Source organism: Streptomyces sp. NPDC051677, from assembly GCF_044453465.1.
Lineage (GTDB): Bacteria > Actinomycetota > Actinomycetes > Streptomycetales > Streptomycetaceae > Streptomyces.
Window position 1 is genome coordinate 38,890 of sequence record NZ_JBITCT010000058.1, and the last position, 19,804, is coordinate 58,693.

At 71.0% G+C, this 19,804-nt stretch carries 17 protein-coding genes, 1 tRNA gene and 1 pseudogene; 8 read left to right on the top strand and 11 right to left on the bottom strand.

Going from position 1 to position 19,804, the window contains the following annotated elements:
• The 5 genes from ACIBAF_RS42020 to ACIBAF_RS42040 form a co-directional block, all read right to left on the bottom strand.
• The gene (locus tag ACIBAF_RS42020) at nucleotides 1-549 is read right to left on the bottom strand and encodes a SigE family RNA polymerase sigma factor (RefSeq protein ID WP_399470823.1); all 549 of its coding nucleotides are present in this window, start codon (nucleotides 547-549) and stop codon (nucleotides 1-3) included.
• A gap of 338 nt (nucleotides 550-887) precedes the next feature.
• Entirely contained in the window at nucleotides 888-2,057 is a 1,170-nt protein-coding gene (locus tag ACIBAF_RS42025) for a lipid-transfer protein (RefSeq protein WP_399470825.1), read from the bottom strand.
• The gene (locus ACIBAF_RS42030; protein WP_399470827.1) at nucleotides 2,054-2,524 is read right to left on the bottom strand and encodes a MaoC family dehydratase; all 471 of its coding nucleotides are present in this window, start codon (nucleotides 2,522-2,524) and stop codon (nucleotides 2,054-2,056) included. The genes ACIBAF_RS42025 and ACIBAF_RS42030 overlap by 4 nt, the downstream gene beginning before the upstream one ends.
• Nucleotides 2,521-3,453, bottom strand: coding sequence for a bifunctional MaoC family dehydratase N-terminal/OB-fold nucleic acid binding domain-containing protein (locus tag ACIBAF_RS42035; protein WP_399470829.1), 933 nt, complete (start codon nucleotides 3,451-3,453; stop codon nucleotides 2,521-2,523). The genes ACIBAF_RS42030 and ACIBAF_RS42035 overlap by 4 nt, the downstream gene beginning before the upstream one ends.
• Nucleotides 3,454-3,732: 279 nt before the next feature.
• Nucleotides 3,733-4,047 (bottom strand): hypothetical protein, encoded by a 315-nt coding sequence (locus tag ACIBAF_RS42040; RefSeq protein ID WP_399470831.1) that lies wholly within the window; start codon nucleotides 4,045-4,047, stop codon nucleotides 3,733-3,735.
• Between the two features lie 337 nt (nucleotides 4,048-4,384).
• Here ACIBAF_RS42040 and ACIBAF_RS42045 point away from each other — a divergent pair, with 337 nt between their 5' ends.
• A complete protein-coding gene (locus ACIBAF_RS42045; RefSeq protein WP_399470833.1) occupies nucleotides 4,385-5,302 on the top strand; it encodes a bifunctional DNA primase/polymerase in 918 nt (305 codons plus the stop codon).
• On the opposite strand, the gene ACIBAF_RS42050 is transcribed toward ACIBAF_RS42045, so the two are convergent.
• The gene (locus ACIBAF_RS42050) at nucleotides 5,299-5,916 is read right to left on the bottom strand and encodes a hypothetical protein (protein ID WP_399470835.1); all 618 of its coding nucleotides are present in this window, start codon (nucleotides 5,914-5,916) and stop codon (nucleotides 5,299-5,301) included. The two genes, ACIBAF_RS42045 and ACIBAF_RS42050, sit on opposite strands and share 4 nt — an antisense overlap.
• Nucleotides 5,917-6,233: 317 nt before the next feature.
• A tRNA-Ser gene (locus tag ACIBAF_RS42055) sits at nucleotides 6,234-6,320 on the bottom strand.
• A 369-nt stretch (nucleotides 6,321-6,689) separates the two neighbouring features.
• On the opposite strand from ACIBAF_RS42055, the gene ACIBAF_RS42060 reads away from it, so the two are divergent.
• Nucleotides 6,690-7,292, top strand: coding sequence for a hypothetical protein (locus ACIBAF_RS42060; protein WP_399470837.1), 603 nt, complete (start codon nucleotides 6,690-6,692; stop codon nucleotides 7,290-7,292).
• Nucleotides 7,293-7,590: 298 nt separating this feature from the next.
• On the opposite strand, the gene ACIBAF_RS42065 is transcribed toward ACIBAF_RS42060, so the two are convergent.
• Nucleotides 7,591-8,493 (bottom strand): hypothetical protein, encoded by a 903-nt coding sequence (locus ACIBAF_RS42065; RefSeq protein ID WP_399470839.1) that lies wholly within the window; start codon nucleotides 8,491-8,493, stop codon nucleotides 7,591-7,593.
• Nucleotides 8,494-8,877: 384 nt separating this feature from the next.
• Here ACIBAF_RS42065 and ACIBAF_RS42070 point away from each other — a divergent pair.
• Nucleotides 8,878-9,159 (top strand): annotated as a pseudogene (locus ACIBAF_RS42070) (site-specific integrase); the annotation flags it as partial.
• A 213-nt stretch (nucleotides 9,160-9,372) separates the two neighbouring features.
• Here the strand turns inward: ACIBAF_RS42070 and ACIBAF_RS42075 are convergent.
• Nucleotides 9,373-10,920, bottom strand: a complete 1,548-nt coding sequence (locus ACIBAF_RS42075; RefSeq protein ID WP_399470841.1) for a S1C family serine protease — start codon at nucleotides 10,918-10,920, stop codon at nucleotides 9,373-9,375.
• Nucleotides 10,921-11,203: 283 nt separating this feature from the next.
• On the opposite strand from ACIBAF_RS42075, the gene ACIBAF_RS42080 reads away from it, so the two are divergent.
• From ACIBAF_RS42080 to ACIBAF_RS42090, 3 genes are all read left to right on the top strand, one after another.
• Nucleotides 11,204-12,040: a glycerophosphodiester phosphodiesterase gene (locus tag ACIBAF_RS42080; RefSeq protein ID WP_399470843.1), complete on the top strand. Its 837-nt coding sequence runs from the start codon at nucleotides 11,204-11,206 to the stop codon at nucleotides 12,038-12,040.
• Nucleotides 12,041-12,362: 322 nt separating this feature from the next.
• Entirely contained in the window at nucleotides 12,363-13,001 is a 639-nt protein-coding gene (locus tag ACIBAF_RS42085; RefSeq protein WP_399470845.1) for an ATP-binding protein, read from the top strand.
• A gap of 278 nt (nucleotides 13,002-13,279) precedes the next feature.
• Entirely contained in the window at nucleotides 13,280-14,245 is a 966-nt protein-coding gene (locus ACIBAF_RS42090) for a DUF5926 family protein (RefSeq protein WP_399470847.1), read from the top strand.
• Between the two features lie 277 nt (nucleotides 14,246-14,522).
• On the opposite strand, the gene ACIBAF_RS42095 is transcribed toward ACIBAF_RS42090, so the two are convergent.
• Both ACIBAF_RS42095 and ACIBAF_RS42100 read right to left on the bottom strand, forming a co-directional pair.
• Nucleotides 14,523-15,224, bottom strand: coding sequence for a hypothetical protein (locus ACIBAF_RS42095; RefSeq protein WP_399470849.1), 702 nt, complete (start codon nucleotides 15,222-15,224; stop codon nucleotides 14,523-14,525).
• A 56-nt stretch (nucleotides 15,225-15,280) separates the two neighbouring features.
• Nucleotides 15,281-15,946 carry a bifunctional DNA primase/polymerase gene (locus ACIBAF_RS42100; protein WP_399470851.1) on the bottom strand — a complete coding sequence of 222 codons (666 nt, stop codon included), beginning with the start codon at nucleotides 15,944-15,946 and terminating at the stop codon, nucleotides 15,281-15,283.
• Nucleotides 15,947-16,470: 524 nt separating this feature from the next.
• On the opposite strand from ACIBAF_RS42100, the gene ACIBAF_RS42105 reads away from it, so the two are divergent.
• Both ACIBAF_RS42105 and ACIBAF_RS42110 read left to right on the top strand, forming a co-directional pair.
• Entirely contained in the window at nucleotides 16,471-18,006 is a 1,536-nt protein-coding gene (locus ACIBAF_RS42105; RefSeq protein ID WP_399470857.1) for a SpoIIE family protein phosphatase, read from the top strand.
• 149 nt (nucleotides 18,007-18,155) lie between these two features.
• Complete coding sequence (locus ACIBAF_RS42110) at nucleotides 18,156-19,649, top strand: aminopeptidase P family protein (protein ID WP_399470853.1); 1,494 nt, start codon at nucleotides 18,156-18,158, stop codon at nucleotides 19,647-19,649.
• Nucleotides 19,650-19,804: the final 155 nt, after the last annotated feature.

Genomic DNA, 19,804 nt, shown 5'->3' on the forward strand with positions numbered 1-19,804 from the left:
CTATCGAACAAGCACCAGCTCAGGGTCCTCGCGCAGCTTGCCGAGCGCCCGCGACACGGCCGACTTCACCGTGCCCACCGAGACGCCGAGCACCTCCGCCGTCTGGACCTCACTGAGGTCCTCGTAATACCTGAGGACGACCATCGCGCGCTGCCGCGCGGGCAGCTTCGTGATCGCCCGCCACATCGCGTCGTGCAGCGCCTGCTGCTCGGCCGGGTCGTCCCCGCCGGGGGCCGGTTCCGGCTCCGGCAGCTCGTCGCACACGTACTCGTCGACCTTGCGCTTGCGCCACTGCGACGTACGGGTGTTCAGCAAGGCCCGGCGGACATAGCCGTCGAGCGCCCGGTGGTCCTCGATCCGCTCCCACGCGACGTACGTCTTGGTGAGCGCGGTCTGCAGCAGGTCCTCCGCGTCGCTCGGGTTCGCGGTCAGCGACCGGGCGGTGCGCAGCAGCACCGGCTGACGGGCCCTGACGTACGACGCGAAGGACGGGTACGGAGCAGGCCGCGTCATACCGTTCGAAGCGCTGGTGCAGACGGGTGTGGTCATGACTCCACGCTAGGTTCGACTGCCGCTCCGGCGGATCGGCCGCAGGTCCCGAAGGGAAGTCCGTCTCAGGTTGTAGGGGTGGTGCCTGCCCCACCTCCTGAAGGTGGACGAACAGGCGTCGACTACTACGGGATGACCCCTGGGTGACCCCCCGACGGAACGATCCGGTCTCCCGCCCACGTCCCGGGTCCGGGCTCCCGCCCACGGCCCGGGCCCGGCTCCCGCCCACGGCCCGGGCCCGGCTCGTGCTCACGGCCGGGGTCCGGGCTCCTGCTCACGCCGGTCCGGGCTCGTGCTCACGGGGCGATCCCGGCTTCGCTCACGCCCGGTCGGGGTGCTCACCCGTCCGACGTCAGGACGAGGCCCGACGTCGGCACGCCGGTCCCCGCCGTCACCAGGGTCCGGCTCGCGCCCGGTATCTGGTTCACAGAGGTGCCGCGCAGCTGTCGTACGGCCTCCGCGATGCCGTTCATCCCATGGAGGTACGCCTCGCCGAGCTGGCCGCCGTGCGTGTTCAGCGGCAGCCGGTCCGCCGCCACGAACGCCGCGGCCTCGCCGGGCGCGCAGAAGCCGAACTCCTCCAGCTGCATCAGCACGAACGGCGTGAAGTGGTCGTACAGGATCCCGACGTCGATGTCGGCCGGCGCCAGCCCGGAGCTCCGCCACAGCTGGCGGGCGACCACGGACATCTCCGCCAGGCCCGTCAGATCGTCGCGGTAGAAGCTGGTCATCTGCTCCTGGGCCCGCCCGGCGCCCTGGGCCGCCGCGGCGACCACGGCGGGCGGATGCGGCAGGTCGCGGGCCCGCTCCACCGAGGTGACGACCAGCGCCTGGCCGCCGTCCGTCTCCTGACAGCAGTCCAGCAGCCTGAGCGGCTCGGCGATCCAGCGGGAGGCCGCATGGTCGGCGAGGGTGATCGGACGGCCGTGGAAGTACGCCGCCGGGTTCGCCGCCGCGTGGCGACGGGCCGTGACCGCGACCGGCCCGAAGGCCTCCTCGGGGGTCAGCCCGTAGGCGTACAGGTACCGCTGCGCCGCCATCGCCACCCAGGAGGCGGGGGTCAGCAGCCCGAACGGCAGCGTCCAGCCGAGCGCCGTCCCCTCCGCCGAGGGCTCGCGATGCCGTACGCCGGAGCCGAAGCGCCGCCCGGAGCGCTCGTTGAAGGCGCGGTAGCAGACGACGACCTCGGCGACGCCCGTCGCCACGGCGAGCGCCGCCTGCTGCACGGTCGCGCAGGCCGCCCCGCCCCCGTAGTGGACCCGGGAGAAGAACGACAGCTCACCCATCCCACAGGCCTGCGCCACGGTGATCTCGGGGCTCGTGTCCATCGTGAACGTCACCAGGCCGTCCACGTCGGCGGGCGAGAGCCCCGCGTCGGCGAGCGCGGCCCGGACCGACTCCACCGCCAGCCGCAGCTCGCTGCGCCCCGAGTCCTTGGAGAACTCCGTGGCCCCGACACCGACGATCGCCGCGCGCCCCCCGAGCCCGTCACGCGCGCGTACGCTCATCGCTCAGCCCTTTCCGACCCTTCACGCCCGTCCGACCCTTCACGCCCGTCCGACCCTTCACGCCCGTCCGACCCTTCAGGCCCGTCCGGGATGGTGACCGTCACGGTCCCGCTGACGTGCCGACCGATCCCGTTGTCGCCGGTGATCCGTACGACGACCAGGTCCGGGTCGCGTACGTCCTCGACCGTGCCCCGCAACACCATCGTGTCCCCTGGGTAGTTGGGCGCCCCGAGCCGGATGGCGACCTTGCGCAGGACCGTGCCGGGGCCGAAGAGGTCGGTGATGTAGCGGCCGACCAGGCCGTTGGTGGTGAGGATGTTCATGAAGACGTCCGGGGAGCCCTTCGCGCGCGCCGCCTCAGGGTCGTGGTGGACGTCCTGGTAGTCGCGCGAGGCGAGCGCGCCGGCGACGATCAGGGTGCGGGTGACCTCGATCTCCAGCGGCGGCAGCTCGTCCCCGGGTTTCACGCGGCCACCTCCCGCGCGCGGAAGACGGGCAGCACCAGCTCGTCGTCGTAGGCCCGGAACTCCAGCTCCACCGGCATGCCGATGCGCACCTTGTCGTACGGCACGTCGACCACGTCACTGATGATCCGAACGCCCTCGGCGAGCTCGATCAGCCCGATCGCGAACGGCGGGGAGAAGGCCGGGAAGGGCGGGTGATGCATCACGACGTACGAGAAGACGGTGCCCTCGCCGCCCGCCTCGACGGTGTCCCACTGCACCGCGCCACACGCGTTGCAGCCGGGGAGCCACGGGAAGCGGAGGGTGTCGCAGGCGGTGCAGCGCTGGATGAGGAGGCGGTGCTGCCGGACTCCCTCCCAGAAACCGGCGTTGTCACGGTTGACGACGGGGCGGGGGCGCAGCTCCCGGGGTTGCCGGGAATCCGGCTGCCGCGGCTTCTTCTGCTGTCGTGCGGCCGGCGCGTACTTCAGGATGCGGAAACGGTGGGTGCCGACGAGGGTCTCGCCCACGCGGACGTCCGTTCGAGTCGTGACGAAGTACCCGGTGCCCAGCTTGGTCGTCTTACGCGGCGAGACCGACTCGATCACCGTGTCGAACGCGACCTCGTCCCCCGGTCGCAGCGGGTGCAGGTACTCCTGCTCGCAGTCGGTCGCGACGACCGAGGTGCAGCCCGCCCCGTCGAGGAGGGAGAGCAGCTCGTCGTAGGCCTGCGCGCGCCCCTGGTGACCGCTCAGGCCGCCCATGATCCATGCCTGGAGCATGGTGGGCGGGGCGATCGCGCGGGGGCCGGTGTACGCCGGATTGTCGTCGCCCATCGCCTCGCACCAGTGCCGGATCATGGGTGCGTTGACGGGGTCCCGGCCGGTGCCGGCGACCGCGGCCGGGCGGCCCACGTGGGCTTTCAGCCGTGGGTAAAGCGGGTCGTCGTCCACCGGCGCACTCCTTTCGAGTCCCTTGCCGGAACAGTTTCCTGACTGTCCGTCAGATATGACTGCCTGTCAATAAAGGCTTCGACCGACGTTCGAAAAACGCGTCTGCGCGGCGGCACCGAAGCACCGCCGCGCAGACGTACTGCACCCCACGAACGACGAACGACGAACTGCGAGCTACCAGCTACGAACTGCGACCTGCGACCTGCGACCTACAACCCGCGAACCACACCCAGTACGGAACCCCCCGGAGGGCCGGCGCAGGACGCCGACCCCCTCAGATCACCACCACAGCGGGGTGAAGGACACCGCCACGTTGCTGTTGCCCTGGTTGACGGCCGTGAACGCGGACCTGTTGACCTGCGCGGTGTTGCTCTGGTTCGAGGCGCCCGAGCCGACGGCGTTCTGCTGTGTGGTGGACGAGTTGCCGTTGTTGTCGTGCCCGACGCCGCTGCCGACGACGCTCGCGACGCCCGCATTCGATCCGTCGTCCGCGAAGCCGCCGTTGTCCGCCGTCGCGACGCCGGTGAAGAGAGCGGCTGCCAGCGGAAGGGCGGAGACGGCGGCGATGACGCGGGCGGTGCGGATGCTTGCCATGTTGTTCCTCCAGAACGCGAAGTATGGGTTCCACCAGGCCAGTTGGCCGACCGTCCCGGCGTTTGTGACGACGTCGCGAGACCAGAGTTGCCCACCGAATCCCCGGCGAACCACCCCGGAAGCCTCGATTCGCACTCAAGCGTGATGACAAGTCGATAAACCCCTAGCACCACTTTTACTGCCCGTTCCCCCATAACCCCCGGCAACTCAGACACCAGCCCCTCAGGCACCACAAGAGACGAACCGTTCCGGCACTTTTCCCGCCCGATCGACCGCCCCCGGGCGCGTCGCACCCCCCCCTCTTCCCTTTTTCGAACATACGTACGACCATGGATCCATGGCCACCACCGACCGGTACCCCCGGCAGGCCACCACGCTGGCCCTCGCCCACGCCCTGTCGGCCGCCGAACGCGGCCTGGCCGTCATCCCCCTGTCCCGAACCAAACTCCCGGCCCTGCGCTCCCCCCACCGTGACGCCCCGCAAACGGCGGGACCGGCGGAACCGGCAGGACCGCCCTGCCGCGGCGAGTGCGGCCGCTTCGGCCACGGCGTGTACGACGCCTCCACCGACCCGGCCCGCGTCCGCGAGCTGTTCGCCGCCGCGCCCTGGGCGACCGGCTACGGCATCGCCTGCGGCCTGCCCCCGCACCACCTCATCGGCGTCGACCTGGACACGAAGTCGGCCACGGACTCCACCGCCGCCCTGCGCGAGCTCGCGCTGCGACACCTCTTCACGATCCCGCCCACGATCGTCGTCCTCACCCCGTCCGGGGGCCGCCACCTCTGGCTCACCGGCCCGCCGGACGTCGTCGTCCCCAACTCGGCCGGCCGCCTCGCCCCCGGCATCGACATCCGGGGCGCCGGCGGCTACCTGGTCGGCCCCGGCTCCCGCACCGTCCACGGCGCCTACGCCACAGCCCCCGGCACCGCCCACCTCACCCCGGCCCCCTGCCCCCGCTCCCTCCTACGTCTCCTCCTCCCGCCGCCCCGCACGTACCACCGCGGACCGGCGGGCGCGGACTCGACGGCGGGCGGCGCACACGGCCGCGGCCTGGTCCAGTTCGTCCTGGCCGCCCACGAGGGCCAGCGCAACACCCGCCTGTTCTGGGCGGCCTGCCGGGCCTACGAGGACGGGATCGGCCCGGAACTGTCCGGGGACCTCGTCGACGCGGCCGTACGCACCGGCCTGACGTCACGAGAGGCACGGGCGACGCTCGCCTCGGCGGCGCGCATGACCCGGGACAACCACACCTAGGGCGTGAAGACCTGCTCCAGCCGGTGGATGGCCCCGTCGTCACCGGTCTCGTACCGGAACACGAGACCGGAGTCGGGGTGCGCGTCGATCCAGTCGATCAACTCCTGCACGCCGATGCGCTGGTTCTCGGCGCCGCTGGTGACGGGGGTGGTGGCGGTGACATACGCGGCCTGGTCCAGGGCCCACCGACTGTCCTCCCCGGTGACGACGAACGGCGCACCGTCCGTGTCCTTCCCCGGGCACCCCCAGACCCCGTGCTGGATGACGAGGTTCACCTTGCCGGTACTCCCGTCCAGCTCCTCGACCCGGTAGACGGCGAACTCGTCGGGGTCGACGTCGTCGGGGCTGGGGGCCTCGTCGGAGCAACCACCGGCGGGCGAGGCGGCGACGGCCGCCCCGGAGACGACGGACCCAGCGGGCGCGGCGGGAGCAGCGGGCGCGGAGGGAGCAGCGGCGGCTGGTGAAGCAGCAGCGCGGGTGCCGCCGGAGTGGGCGCCCGCGGCGCCCCCGGCGCCCCCGGCCGCCGGACCCGACGACGACCCCGCACCCGCGGCGCCCGCCTTCGCCCCGCCGCCTGCCCCACCCCCCTGACACCCGACGAGCACAGCGCTCAACGTGACGACGGCAAGCACACCGACGACGGATCTCAGCCGGTTGACCTTCATTGGGGCGTCCCCCCTGTTCGCAGGCGACCACTCGACCGGCCGCTCTCGAGGCGGGACGGTAACAACGCCCCTGGTCACAGGGCAGCACAGCAAGCCCTTGCGTCACACAGCCGGGACAAAGCCGTCACGGAGCCCGGACGGGTGTGACGGAAGAAGCGGTCAACGAGAGCCCTGTGCCGGGATGACTGGCGGGAGCGGTAGCCGCCGAACAGTCGGGCACGAAAACGGCCCCCGACCGATTTACCTGGTCAGGGGCCGTCCACCTGCGGTGGGTGTGGGATTTGAACCCACGGTGACATCGCTGCCACGACGGTTTTCAAGACCGTTCCCTTAGGCCGCTCGGGCAACCCACCTGTGCCCCTGCCCACCTGGGGCGGAGCGGGTACAGCGTACCGGGCGCGGCCGGTTCACGGGGGGGCGTGGTCTACACGGGGTCCACTGCCCGCCAGTACCGCCCCGGTGGTGTCCACTCCCGCTCATCCTCCATGGGGGGAGGCGGGTGCCGCCGCAGCTTACCCAACACGCTTTCCAACTGTGGTGGTGGGGCGGCGGGCATCGTTCTGGGCCGTTCACCCGCGTTCATGGACGGTTGGCCGCCGATGCCGGGAGGGGCGCTGGTCTCGCCTGAACGCCCGTGAACGGGGCTGAATGAGACGGCGACTGAGACGGGACAGCGCGCAACTCGCGTGACGGCGAGCTTCGGTTGGCGCTAGCGTGCGTCGGTGATCAGCAGTGAGGGAGTACGTCTGGGTGTGGAGGCCGCACGTCGCCTGGCAGAGACAGGTCTCTATGAGTTCGAGCCGGGGCTGACGGACGCCGAGTTCGCGCGCATCGAGCGAGAGTACGGCTTCGAGTTCGCGGACGATCACCGAGCGTTCCTGGCGGCTGGCCTTCCGGTCAACGTTCCTCCCGAGGAGGGGCAGACCTGGTCCAGGCCCTGGCCGGAGTGGCGCGGCGGCGATCTGGCCAGCTTGCGTCGCCAGCTCGACTGGCCGGTCGAGGGTGTTCTCCTCGACGTTGAGCACAACGGGTTCTGGTACGCAGGCTGGGGTGAGCGCCCAGCAGATGGGACGGCGGCACTCGATACGGCGCGGCGTCGTCTGTTGGAAGTGCCGGTGCTGGTTCCCGTGTATGCCCACCGGTACCTTCCCGCCGACCGGGGAAGCTTCGGCCATCCGGTGCTCTCGATGTGGCAGACCGACATCATCTATTACGGCTTGGACTTGGTCGACTACGTGCACCGGGAGTTTGACGAGGGGCGGGGTGAGGTCGAGGAGACCTGGAACCCGAGAGCAACGGTTCCCTTTTGGCGGGACCTCCTCTGACTCATCGGGGTACGCGAACAGCGTCGGAGCTCTCAGCTTGGGAAGCTACGCAGCGCGCGCATGAGCGGATCCAGCGCGCTCTTGAGGCTGCCGAGGAGTAGAGGACGCAGATCCGGCCAGCCACTGAGGCGCCGCCCCGTTGCAGAAGGGTGGCGCCTCATCGCCGGGGATCCGCGCTGACCTCGCCGTAGCGCGCGGCCCGCGTGGTGCTCGGCGACGACGGGCGGCACCACCGGGTCGACCGGTGGTGCCGCCTCGTGTCGCGTGCCCGGAGGGGTGGGCCGCCGGGATCAACGGCTCAGCCGTTGCCGCTCCTGCACCGGTTGGCCGCGTTGCAGCCCCGGGTGTATTCGTTCGCCTGGATCGGCGGGATGTTCAGGCCCGTGTTCCAGTCGAGGTTGGCGCCCGGGTCAGTGATCGGGTTGTAGTGGAAGTTGCGGTTGTAGTTGGGGTTCGGCACCCAGCGTTCATGGCGGAAGGTGAGGCTCTGCAGCTGAAGGTAGCTGCCGGCGGCCCGCGCCTCCACGTGGTAGATGTGCACGCCGGTGATCGCCTGGGGCGGAATCCTGCGGAAGAAGGCCCACTCGTCCTGGCTCCGGTAGGCGTTGTACATGCCGGGGTTCCCACGGAGCTGTTCGGGAACGTGCAGGATGACGTTCGCGAACTGCGGGTTGATCGTGTAGACGAAAGTCCTGGCCTCGACGACCTGGTGCGCGCAGTGCGACGTGACGAGCCATCCGATGACAGGGATGCTCTGGCCGATCGTCCACCCCGCTCCCTGGCAGCGCGGCTGACGGGCGGCGGCGTCGAGGTTGTTGATTCCCTGGCTCCGCGCGAACTGCTCCGCCACGCTCTGCGAACCCGACGTGGAGATGTAGCCGCTGTTGTGGGCCCGGTCTCCGTGCACATGGGCCTGGAGGTCGTAGTTCGTTCCCCGGGACCACAAGCCGTTGTTGAAGATGTCGTTCGGGTGCCGGGAGTCCCCGCGGTACACCACACCGGGCAGCTGGCCCTGGTTCAGCGAGGCGCCGGTCTCGTTCTGCGCGCTCGCGGAACCGGTGGTCGTCACGAGCGCGCCGCTGACGGTCAGCGCCACCAGCAGGAACTGCAGGATGAGCTGGAAGGGCTTCGGCAGCCGGCGCTGTGTGCGCGATCGCGGCGCCCCCCGCTCGGGGACCGCCACGGTGTGTGAGTGGGACATACGTGGTTCTCCAGTGCTCGGCTTGCCGGACCCGGGGATCCGGCCTGACAACACCGAGGCTGGCGAGGCGAAGATTGATTGGCACCCCCTTCCACCAGGGCAAACAATTCCGCGCGGGCTGAGGGTTTTGATTCGCGCAGGTTTCGATTCGCGGGGGGTTCGTTTCGCGGACCGTTCCAGCCGTACCTGGCGGACCTTACGGACCTGGGGCGTGGCCGCCCACCGCCGTTCCTCTCGGTCTACGGCACCGGAGCGGGCGGAGGCGTGAGGTGTGGGGCACGGCCGCCATCGCTTTCCGGGCCACAGATGGCAGCGGCGACAGCGGTGAATCGCACAGCGCCCCACCGCGTGCCCGCATGGCGACTTGGCCGGCGCCTATCCCGGGTGCCTATCCCGCCAGTTCCTGGTACGCCTGATCCGCGAACACATCAAGGAGTTCGGCACAGCCGAGGACGGCCGACTCTTCCGCGCGGCACAGGGCGGCCACCTGCTCTCCAAGGATTAAGGAGAGCTTTGGCAGGCCGCCCGCCTCGCCGTCCTCACGGAGTCCGACACGGCCACGCGGCCGGCAGACCTGCCGTACCCCCTGCGCCACGCGGGCGTCTCGCTCCGGCTTGAGTCCGGCGTCGCACGGCCGAAGTCGCCCGCCGCGCGGGCCACAGCATCGCTGGGCACCTTGGTCATTCGCCCCAGTACTCCGGGTCGGCTCCGGGTCGGCTCCGGATCGAGACCAGCCGTCCAGGCACCCGCGCATCCAGAGATCGACGTGCCCATGAGCATCCGAGTGAGCATCCGAGTCGGGCACGCGCGCGTGGGTGGCAGTTGGTGCTGAACCGGGGAGGCACGCGCGCGTGGGTTCGTTGGGATCGTCCGCTGGTGTCAGCTGTCGCCCTTGCGGGAGGCGAGGGTGAGGTCGACGGTGTGGGACTTGCCGCCGCGCTCGTAGGTGATCGTGACCTTGTCGCCGGGCTTGTGGGTCCAGATCTCGCCGATGAGGGTGGGGCCGCTGTCGATCACCATGTCGTCGAGCTTGGTGATGACGTCGCCGGGCTTGAGGCCGGCCTGGTCCGCCGGGCCGCCCGACTCGATGGCGGGGGCGTTGTTCGCACCCTTGTCGGTGATCGTCGCGCCGCCCGTGGACTCCTGAAGGGAGACGGACGCGCCGATCTTGGCGTACACGGGCTGGCCCGTCTTGATCAGCTGCTGGGCGACGTACTTGGCCTGGTTGATCGGGATGGCGAAGCCGAGGCCGATCGAGCCGGACTGGGTGGTGCCGCCCAGGCCTCCGCCGCCGGTGGACTGAATCGCGGAGTTGATGCCGATGACGTTGCCCGAGGCGTCCAGCAGCGGGCCGCCGGAGTTGCCCGGGTTGATCGAGGCGTCCGTCTGCAGGGCGCTCATGTAGGACGAGGTGCTGTTGGTGCCGTCGGAGGACGCCACCGGGCGGTTCTTCGCGCTGATGATGCCGGTCGTGACCGTGTTGGACAGGCCGAAGGGGGCGCCGATCGCGATCGTCGAGTCGCCGACCGCCACCTTGTCGGAGTCGCCGAGGGCGAGGGGCTTCAGGTCCGACGGTGCGTTCTTGAGCTTGATGACGGCGACGTCGTAACCCTGTGCGTGTCCGACGACCTCGGCGTTGTACTTCTTGCCGTCGGGGAAGGTGGCCGTCACCTTGCCGCCGTCGACCGCGTCCGCGACGACGTGGTTGTTGGTGACGATGTGGCCCTGGGTGTCGAAGACGAAGCCGGTGCCGGTGCCGCCCTCGCCGTTGCTGGACTCGGCCTCGATGGTGACCGTGCTGGGCAGCGCCTTGGCGGCGACCCCGGCGACCGTGCCCGGGTCCCGCTTGACGTCGCCGCCGCTGGTGGAAGCGGAGACGGTGGTCGAGCCGCTGTCGTCGTCGTTCTTGGCGAGCGTGTAACCGAGTCCGCCGCCCAGGCCGCCCGCGACCAGCGCGGCGACGAGGATCGCGGCGACGAGGCCGCCGCGGCCACGGCTCGGCTTGGGCGCGGGCTGCTGGTAGGCGGCGCCCCAGCCGGTCCCGTCCGCCCCGCCGGCCCCACCTGCTCCGGGCTCTCCGGCGCCGACGGCGCCGTACGCGTGCGTGCCCGCGCCGGGGTCGGCGTACAGCGGTGTGGCCGGGGGCGGGGTCGGCCAGTCGTCGGCGGGGGCGGCCGGGGGGTCGTGCGGGGCCGGGGAGGGCGCCTGTGCGGCGGTCGGCGGCGGCCAGTCGCCGTCGGCCGGGGCCGGTGCTCCCTGGGGCGCGGTGGGCGGCGGCCAGCCGGCCTCCGGCGGGCCCGCCGGGGTGGCCGGGGCGGCTTCCGGCGCCTGCGGGGAGGCCGCGGGAGATTCCACCGGCACGGGGGGTGCGGACGGGGCTGGGGGTACCTGGGTGCCCTCGTTCTTGCCCTCGTTCTCGGTGCTCACAGCTCTTCTCCTCGATCCACGGCTGTTGTCGTCGGTCGCACTAGGTCACGCTCGTCGGCGCTCGTCGCGCTTCGTCGCACGCTTTGTCGTCGACCCGGCGCGCTGAAGCTGTGCATGTGCTTTTGTACGTCTCAGCATTTCCCACGGGCCGTCAGAGCACCATAAGCGGTGGCTGTGGGTCCATGGCCATTCTTTATAAGGGTCATTACGTACAATAAGTGCGCATCTTCGAAACATCTCAGAGGGTTCTCAGACGGCCGCGCGCCGGTGGCACGATGACGCGGTGACTCACGCACGGCAGCACCATATTCAAGTCGTCGCTCACCGCGGGGCCTCCGAGGACGCCCCCGAGCACACTCTGGCCGCGTACAAGAAGGCGATCGAGGACGGCGCGGATGCCCTCGAGTGCGATGTACGGCTGACCGCCGACGGCCATCTCGTCTGTGTACACGACCGTCGCGTCAACCGTACGTCCAACGGCCGCGGCGCGGTCTCCGCACTGGAACTCGCCGATCTCGCAGCGCTGGACTTCGGTTCCTGGAAGACGCGGGAGGCGCGCGAGGCCTGGCACGCGCGCGTGGAGGATCCCGACTGGGAGGTGCGGCCCGAGGACCGCGAGGAGACGTCCGTGCTGACCCTGGAGCGGCTGCTGGAGCTCGTCTCCGACGCGGGGCGCCGGGTGGAGCTGGCCATCGAGACCAAGCATCCGACACGCTGGGCCGGACAGGTGGAGGAGCGGCTGTTGGTGCTGCTGAAGCGGTTCGGCTTGGACGCGCCGGCCTCGGCGGCCGAGTCCCCGGTGCGGATCATGAGCTTCTCGGCGCGTTCGCTGCATCGCGTACGAGCCGCCGCGCCGACGATGCCGACGGTCTACCTGATGCAGTTCGTCTCGCCACGGCTGCGTGACGGACGGCTGCCCGCGGGGGTGGGGATCGCCGGCCCGTCGATGCGGATCGTGCGCAATCACCCGGCGTACGTCGAGCGTCTGAAGCGGGCCGGTCACCGAGTGCACGTGTGGACCGTGAACGAACCCGAGGACGTCGATCTCTGTGTCGAGCTGGGCGTCGACGCCATCATCACCAACCGCCCGCGCGCGGTGCTGCGACGACTGGGCCGCTGATCCCGCCCGCCCCTCGGCTTCACTGGGGCCTCGTCTTCACTGGAGCCTCGGCTTCGGCTTCACGGGAGCCTCGGCTTCGACTTCACGGGAGCCTCGGCTTCGTAGAAGCCCCAAGATCGTCCCAGTGGCATCAGAAGTGCTAAGTGGCACCAACAGCACCAGAAGTCCCAACAACACCTCAAGTCCCATCCGCACCTCTTGACCTCACAGCGCGCCTACAGCATCCTCCGTTATCGGCCATATCATCCAAATCAAGCCACTCACTGACAGGCCCCTCACAGGGAGTGCACCGGCGCGTTCGGTCCGTGTCCGACCATTCCGAATGCGTCACGGGACCCGCATTGGCCGGTTTCCGGTACAGGCCAATGGGGCATCCACACCGTGGCGTGGGGCGAAGGAGGTCTCGGGGGTGGCGTTGGTGGTGGCACAGGAGGTGCCCGCGTCGTCGAGCATGGCCGTACCCCATGGTCCTGCGGGCGTGGGGAACGCGAGACACCGCATGCGCGATCAGTTGCGCAGCGGCGGGGTGTCGGAATCGGTCATCGACGACGCCGTACTGATCCTTTCCGAACTTTTGAGCAACGCGTGCAAGCACGGCAGGCCACTGGGCGACGCCCTGGCCGGGGACGGCGACGTCCGGGCCGCGTGGCGTGTCGATCCGGGTGGCCGGCTGGTGGTCGAGGTGACCGACGGCGGTGGCCCGACCCGTCCGGCCCCGGCAACCCCGTCCGTCACCGCGCACGGCGGCCGCGGGCTCAACATCATCACGGCGTTGGCCGACGACTGGGGCGTCCGGGACGACACGCGCGGCGAGGTCACGGTGTGGGTCGTCGTCCACGCCGACGTGTATGACCCCGACGCCGGCTGTCGTCGCGACGACTTCGCGTCCCGGGTCGCGGCCCCGTCGGTGGCGTCGATGCCCGACCTGGGCTTCACGGACGCGTTCGACGACCTGGACTAGGTCCGCGAATCAGCCAGGTCTGCGGATCGGCTGGGTCTGCGGATCGGCTGGGTCTGCCGATCGGCACCAGCCGCACGCGGCCCGGTGAACATCACGGGGGCCATGGCCCGCAGGCCACCCCGGCTCGCCCGGGGGCCCCGGCTTGCCGAATGGGCCCGGCTCGTCCACAGGCCCCCAGGTTGTCCACAGACCCCGGGTTGTCCACAGGTCCCGGTGACGGAGCGTACGAGCGGCTAGGCTCCCGCCCGTACAGACAGCCGTACCCGGGAGACAGCCAGATGGCCAAGAAGCGACCCCAGACGAAGGCCGGACGGCCGCAGCTCACCGACGGCGAGGTCCCGGTCGTCGGCGCGCGGGAGCCCTGCCCGTGCGGCAGTGGCCGCCGCTACAAGGCCTGTCACGGCCGGGCCGCCGCGCATGCCGTGACCGAGCTGGTGCAGCGTCCCTTCGAGGGCCTGCCGGGCGAGGGCGACTGGGTGGCGCTGCGCGAACTGGTGCCGGCCGCCACGGTCGAGCTGACCCTGAAGGCCGGCCTGCCCGAGGGCGTCCCGTCGGTCGTGCTGGCCACGGTGCTGCCGATGGCCTGGCCCGCGCTGCGTCGCGACGACGGCTCGGTGCTGCTCGGTCTGCAGAACGACACGCCGTCGGGCGACATCAGCCGCGACCTGGCGGACACCCTGCAGCGGGCCCTGGAGGCGGAGCCCGGCACCCCGGTGCAGGCGCGCCGTGCCCCGGCCGACGGTCCGCGGATGCAGGATCTGCTCGATCCCGAAGGCGCGTTCGAGCCAGTTGTCCACAGCGGCTTCGAGTTCTGGGTGCCGGACCCGCAGAACGCCGCGCCGGAGGTGGCCGCCTCCCTGGAGCGGGCCAACGCCGCGGCGATCCCGACGGTGAAGCTGACCGGTGTGGACTGCGCGTACTGGTGCGAGACGCCGGACAAGAACCACCTGCGCTGGGTCATGCCGCACCCGGAGGAACGACTTCTGGACGCCCTCGCGCGGCTGCACGCGGCGGGCAGTTCGAGCCTCGGTGAGGGCACGCGGCTGGTGGGTTCCTTCCGGGCGCACGGCCTGACGGTGCCGGTGTGGGACCTGCCGAGCGCGATCACCGCGGACGACGTGGAGAAGCCGGCCGCAGAGTTCGCCGAGCGGCTCGCCACCGCCCTGGCCTCGGACGCGCCGCTCACGGCCGACGAGCGACGCGCGCGTGGCGGCCTGACCAACCGGCAGGTCACGCTCAGCTGACGCACAGAGAGCGAACCCGGCCGCGCTGACCGACCGGTCAGCAGGTCGGGCCTCGGCGGGAATCGTGACTCGGCTCACAACTACCGCTCAGGCAAGGCGAGTCGGTGCCGGAAGAGTCGATTCGGCGGTGTCCGGAAAGCCGATGAAAACAAGAGATCGAATTTGCGTAGCGCCGATCTCTTGTTACCGTTCGAGTAGCCCGGTTGCTGGTGCATCCCCCGTCGCCAGCAACCGGGTTTTTCTGTGCGCGGCTCCGTTTACACGGTGCCAGTGCACGTCAACTGCCCGTATCCGCCTGGGAGTTGCTCCCGGAGCGCAGCAGCAGCGGTCCATCGACGGTCGCTCGGGCAAACTCCGCGACCGCGGTGTAGGCCGCCAGTTCCCCCCGGGTCCGCTCGTGCGGCGTCTCGCAGGTTTCCGGCTCGTCCTCGGCGGCCGTCGCGCAGTTCGTCCGCACCGTGCGGCCCGCGGGCCCCATGAGGCTCAGGACGGCGTCCAGGGCGCGTCCGGTGGCGTTGCGGTAGTAGGTGCGCGCCCAGGTGTCCTCGCCCTGGGACAGCACACAGGTCTGCGCCTCCACGCCGTCGGGGGAGGTGAGTTCGGGGCCGCAGCGGGCGGCAGTGGCCAGGCCCAGGCCGAGCAGCAGCGGGGGTCGGGAGGGTCTGATCGAGGGCGCCTTGGGGTCCGTACGATCGGCGGGTCGCACATCCGCCGCATCCCCCGCGTCCGCCACATCCTCTGCGTCCGCCACATCCTCTGCGTCCGCCACATCCTCTGCGTCCGCCACATCCTCTGCGTCCGCCACATCCTCTGCGTCCGCCACATCCTTCGCCGCGGCCGCCCGGGGGGCTGTCGCGTGGGGATCGGTCGGCTGGGCCGCGCGCCCTTCGTCCCCGACCGGCCCCGCGGACGCCATGGCCAGGGGCAGGGCGATCGCGCCTGCCACAGCGCCCCCGAGGGCGAGGAGACGAAGGTTCATGTAGCGGAAGATAGAGGGCGAACCGGGGCGTCCCGCCCGGCGCGCGCCCGACACCCCTACAACTCGGGGGCGCTCACACCCGTACGAGTGAGGGCGTCGACGACGGCGTCCACCACGGCCTCGACGTCGGGCACCCAGGGCGAGGCCGAGCCGGGCAGCGGCGCGCGCTCCCACCAGACGTCGCCGCGGCCGGTCTCGGACGGGGGCAGGGTGATGTAGCCGCCCTCGCCGTGGAAGCGGAGGGAGCCGGGCACGAAGTCCTTGGCGTAGAGCAGTTCACCCAGCTGCTCCATCGTGTAGGGCCGCACGAGGAGGAACCAGCGGGTGGGCGAGGCGACGACCGGGCCGAGGCGCATGCCCTGCCGGTCGAGCGCCACGAGCGCGCGCGAGGCCGCGAGGGCGGGGAGGCTGACCGCGCAAGGGGCCGTTGCCCCGGTGGCCAGGACGATCGGTGCGGCCGGGCGGTTCGTCCACCACCAGCGCACCATGCGCTCGTCGGTGGTGGCCGCGAGCAGGCCGGGGTCGAAGGGGTGAGCACCGGGGACCGTGCACTCCGGGTCGGGGCAGCTGCAGCGGGAGGTGCTCCGCTGATCCGCCGCCGCCCCCGGGAGGACGGGCCACTGCCATTCCGTCGCGAAGGTCAGGGCCGAGTCGATCAACTCGGGCCGCCCGTCGCTGCGCTGGGACAGGAGCCTGCGTCGCTTTCCGAGGATCTCGCGCATGAGCGCTCGTTCCTTTCCGTTGCACCGCTGGCAACACCGTGGGTCACATCACACCATGCGTCGATCACTTCACTGTGCGTACCTGTTGGCGCATCACACCCCTGTCCGAGACAAGGGGAACCCCTCAGGGTCGAGCGGTGGCTGCTTCCGCGGCCACTCCGTCCGACTTGCGTCCATCTAATGCCTGGGCGTGGCGTGGGGTGGCGAAGTCTGGCGTTTAACGTCGCGCGTATTTCTCTCCGCCTCCGCCACGGGAGGATGGGGCACGGTCGTCGATGACTATGACGCCCGGGCCGGTCACCAGGTTCCGGGATGCTCCCCATGAGCTCCCAACGACCCCTGGCCCTTACCGAGTACGTACCCATCACGACCGCTGTGACGCTCCGTGGAGCAAGGCCAGTCGACCGCAATCACCCGTTACCCGAGTCAGTTTTAAGCCAACTTCGCAATTTCGCAAGGGAGCCGGAAGAACCGTGCGTGATTCTCCCAAAGAGCCCACGGACACCAGTAATCCCAGCAGGACAATGCTGGACATCCCCTCACGAGTGCGTGTACATGTGGAGACACCGCTAGCGGCGCAGAATGACATGGGGGTTTGCGATGCTTTTGAGCAATACGCTCCGGTCCGAGAGCCGGACGCCATGAACGCCCCTCACCCTCCGAAAGTGGCTGGAATCGATTCAACGGTTCCCTCGCCCGCACACACTGTCGCGCCCGCGCCAGGCACCCCGGGGTCCGCGACGGTCCCCCCGGCCTCCCCCGTCCCCACCGGCTCCCCCGTGCCGGCCGCCCTCCTGACCGACCGGCTCGCCGGCTGGGTCTCGGACCTCACGACCCTCCACGAGCTCACCGAACGCCTCGCCCGCACGGACACGCTGTCGGACGCCCTGACGGAGCTGCTGCACGCCGGAGCCGCCCTGGTCGGCGCCCGGCGCGGACTCGTCGTCCTGGAGCCCGCCGACCGGCTCGGACCGGACACCACCATCGGCCTGGGCCTCGGCCGCGCCGACCTCGGCCACATCGAGACCGTCCCGCGCAGCGCCCTGTCGTTCGGCCGGATCCTCGACGGGCTGCCCGGCGGCGAGGGCGAGATCGCCGAGCCCGACCTGTTCGCCGAGGCCGGCATGGACCCGCGCCACCGCGAGGTGGCCGCCCGCCTCGGCTACGCCGCCAGCTACGCGCTGCCCCTGGAGGCGCACGGCGCGCCGGGCCGCCTCGGCGCGGCCGTATGGCTCTACGACGAGCCCGCCGAGCCGGGCGAGCGCCAGCGCCACCTGGTCGGCCTGTACGTACGCCACGCCGCCGAGCACCTGGCCCGGCTGCTGGAGGTCGAGCGCACGCGCGCGTGCATGAGGACGATGGCCGAGGAGCTGCTGCCCTCCCGTCTGCCGCGGGTGCCCGGCGTCCAGCTCGCCGCCCGGCACCGCACCGGCCCGCGCGGGGGCGGCGACTGGTACGACGCGCTGCCGCTGCCGGACGCCGCGCTGGGCCTCGCCGTCGGGTCCGTCACCGGGTCAGGGCCGAGCGCCGTCGCCGCGATGGGCCGGCTGCGCGCCTCCCTGCGGGCGTACGCCGTGATGGAGGGCGAGGATCCGGTCGCGGTCCTGTCCGACCTGGAGCTGTTGCTGCGGCTGACCGAGCCGGCCCGTTCCGCCACCGCTCTGTTCGCCTACTGCGAACCTGCCCTACGCAAGATCACCCTGGCCGGCGCCGGGCACTGCCCACCGCTGCTGGTCGGCGGGCGGCGCACGGAGTTCGTCGAGACCTCCGTCTCCGCGCCGCTGGGCATGCTGGCCTGCTGGGAGGCGCCGAGCGTGGAGCTGGAGGCCGAGCCCGGCGAGACGGTGCTGCTCTACACCGACGGCCTGCTGCACCGGACCGGCGATCCCGTCGACCGCGCCTTCGCCCGGCTGCACGCGGCCGCCGCCGGGGTGCCGAAGCCGCTGCGGCACGACCCCGGAGCGATCGCCGACCACGTGCTGCGCACGGTCCTGCCGGACGGGCTCGCCGAGCAGGACAGCGACGAGGACGTGGTCCTGCTGGCGGCCCGCTTCGAGTAGGCGCCGGTGACAGCGCGCAACCGGCCGGTGGCAGCGGGCAAGAGGCTCGGTGACAGGTCCGGTGACAGTTCCGGTGACAGGTCCGTCTCCCCTGGGCCCCCTTACGTACGACCGTACGATGGAGGGGGTCCAGTGCCGTATCTAGGAGGATGACCGTGGCGGAGGAGCTCACCCCGGCAGTATCCGATTCTGCTGCTGACGCAGCGGGCCCGGAAGTTGAGTCTGAGGAGCCCATCAAGCAGCGGAAGAACGGCCTGTACCCGGGCGTGTCCGACGAACTGGCCGAGAGCATGAAGTCCGGCTGGGCCGACACGGAGCTGCACGACCTGCAGCCGATCGCCCAGGCCGCCGAGACCGCCGCCCGCCGCGCCGCGCTCTCCGCGCGCTTCCCGGGCGAGCGCCTGGTGATCCCCGCGGGCAGCCTGAAGACCCGCTCGAACGACACGGAGTACGCCTTCCGGGCCTCCGTCGAGTACGCGTACCTCACAGGCGACCAGACCGAGGACGGCGTGCTCGTCCTGGAGCCGGCCGCCGACGGCCACAAGGCCACGATCTACCTTCTGCCGCGCTCCGACCGCGAGAACGGCGAGTTCTGGCTGTCCGGCCAGGGCGAGCTGTGGGTCGGCCGCCGGCACTCGCTCACCGAGGCGGAGCAGCTGCACGGCGTCCCCGCCTCCGACGTGCGCGAGCTGGCCGACACGCTGCGCGAGGCCACCGGACCGGTCCGGGTCGTGCGCGGGTACGACGCCGGGATCGAGGCGGCCCTGACCGACAAGGTCACCGCCGAGCGCGACGAGGAGCTGCGCGTCTTCCTCTCCGAGGCCCGCCTGGTCAAGGACGACTTCGAGATCGGCGAGCTGCAGAAGGCCGTCGACTCGACGGCCCGCGGCTTCGAGGACGTGGTCAAGGTCCTCGACAAGGCGGAGGCGACCTCCGAGCGCTACATCGAGGGCACGTTCTTCCTCCGCGCGCGCGTGGAGGGCAACGACGTCGGCTACGGCACCATCGCCGCCGCCGGACCGCACGCCTGCACGCTGCACTGGGTGCGCAACGACGGCCCGGTCCGCTCCGGCGACCTGCTGCTGCTGGACGCGGGCGTCGAGACGCACACGTACTACACGGCGGACGTCACGCGGACGCTGCCCGTCAACGGGCGCTTCACCGAGATCCAGAAGAAGATCTACGACGCGGTGTACGACGCCCAGGAGGCCGGTATCGCGGCCGTCCGGCCGGGCGGCAAGTACCGCGACTTCCATGACGCCGCGCAGCGCGTGCTGGCCGAGCGGCTCGTCGAGTGGGGCCTGGTCGAGGGCCCGGTCGAGCGCGTCCTGGAGCTCGGCCTGCAGCGCCGCTGGACGCTGCACGGCACCGGTCACATGCTGGGGATGGACGTCCACGACTGCGCCGCCGCGCGCGTGGAGTCGTACGTCGACGGCACGCTGGAGCCCGGCATGGTGCTCACGGTCGAGCCGGGACTGTACTTCCAGGCCGACGACCTGACGGTGCCGCAGGAGTACCGGGGGATCGGCGTCCGCATCGAGGACGACATCCTCGTCACGGAGGACGGCAACCGGAACCTCAGCGCTGCGCTGCCTCGGCAGTCGGACGAGGTCGAGAGCTGGATGGCCGCGCTGAAGGGCTGACGTCGGATCGATGGCCGGGTACCCGAGGGGTGCCCGGCCTCGTTGCGGTCCAGGGGTCGTGGGGGGGTGCCTCTATGTCTTCCGTCAAGGCGCCCCTGACGGGTTTGGTGTGGTTCGGGGTTGCTGGGGTTATGCGGCGAGCTCGACGTCCGTCG

Bases quoted from the DNA above. Each gene is read 5' to 3' on its own strand.
- ACIBAF_RS42105 (WP_399470857.1), top strand. From the start codon at position 16,471: ATGCTGGACATCCCCTCACGAGTGCGTGTACATGTGGAGACACCGCTA.
- ACIBAF_RS42020 (WP_399470823.1), bottom strand. From the start codon at position 549: ATGACCACACCCGTCTGCACCAGCGCTTCGAACGGTATGACGCGGCCT.
- ACIBAF_RS42025 (WP_399470825.1), bottom strand. From the start codon at position 2,057: ATGAGCGTACGCGCGCGTGACGGGCTCGGGGGGCGCGCGGCGATCGTC.
- ACIBAF_RS42040 (WP_399470831.1), bottom strand. From the start codon at position 4,047: ATGGCAAGCATCCGCACCGCCCGCGTCATCGCCGCCGTCTCCGCCCTT.
- ACIBAF_RS42045 (WP_399470833.1), top strand. From the start codon at position 4,385: ATGGCCACCACCGACCGGTACCCCCGGCAGGCCACCACGCTGGCCCTC.
- ACIBAF_RS42090 (WP_399470847.1), top strand. From the start codon at position 13,280: ATGGCCAAGAAGCGACCCCAGACGAAGGCCGGACGGCCGCAGCTCACC.
- ACIBAF_RS42110 (WP_399470853.1), top strand. From the start codon at position 18,156: ATGACCGTGGCGGAGGAGCTCACCCCGGCAGTATCCGATTCTGCTGCT.
- ACIBAF_RS42085 (WP_399470845.1), top strand. From the start codon at position 12,363: ATGCGTCACGGGACCCGCATTGGCCGGTTTCCGGTACAGGCCAATGGG.
- ACIBAF_RS42095 (WP_399470849.1), bottom strand. From the start codon at position 15,224: ATGAACCTTCGTCTCCTCGCCCTCGGGGGCGCTGTGGCAGGCGCGATC.
- ACIBAF_RS42065 (WP_399470839.1), bottom strand. From the start codon at position 8,493: ATGTCCCACTCACACACCGTGGCGGTCCCCGAGCGGGGGGCGCCGCGA.
- ACIBAF_RS42100 (WP_399470851.1), bottom strand. From the start codon at position 15,946: ATGCGCGAGATCCTCGGAAAGCGACGCAGGCTCCTGTCCCAGCGCAGC.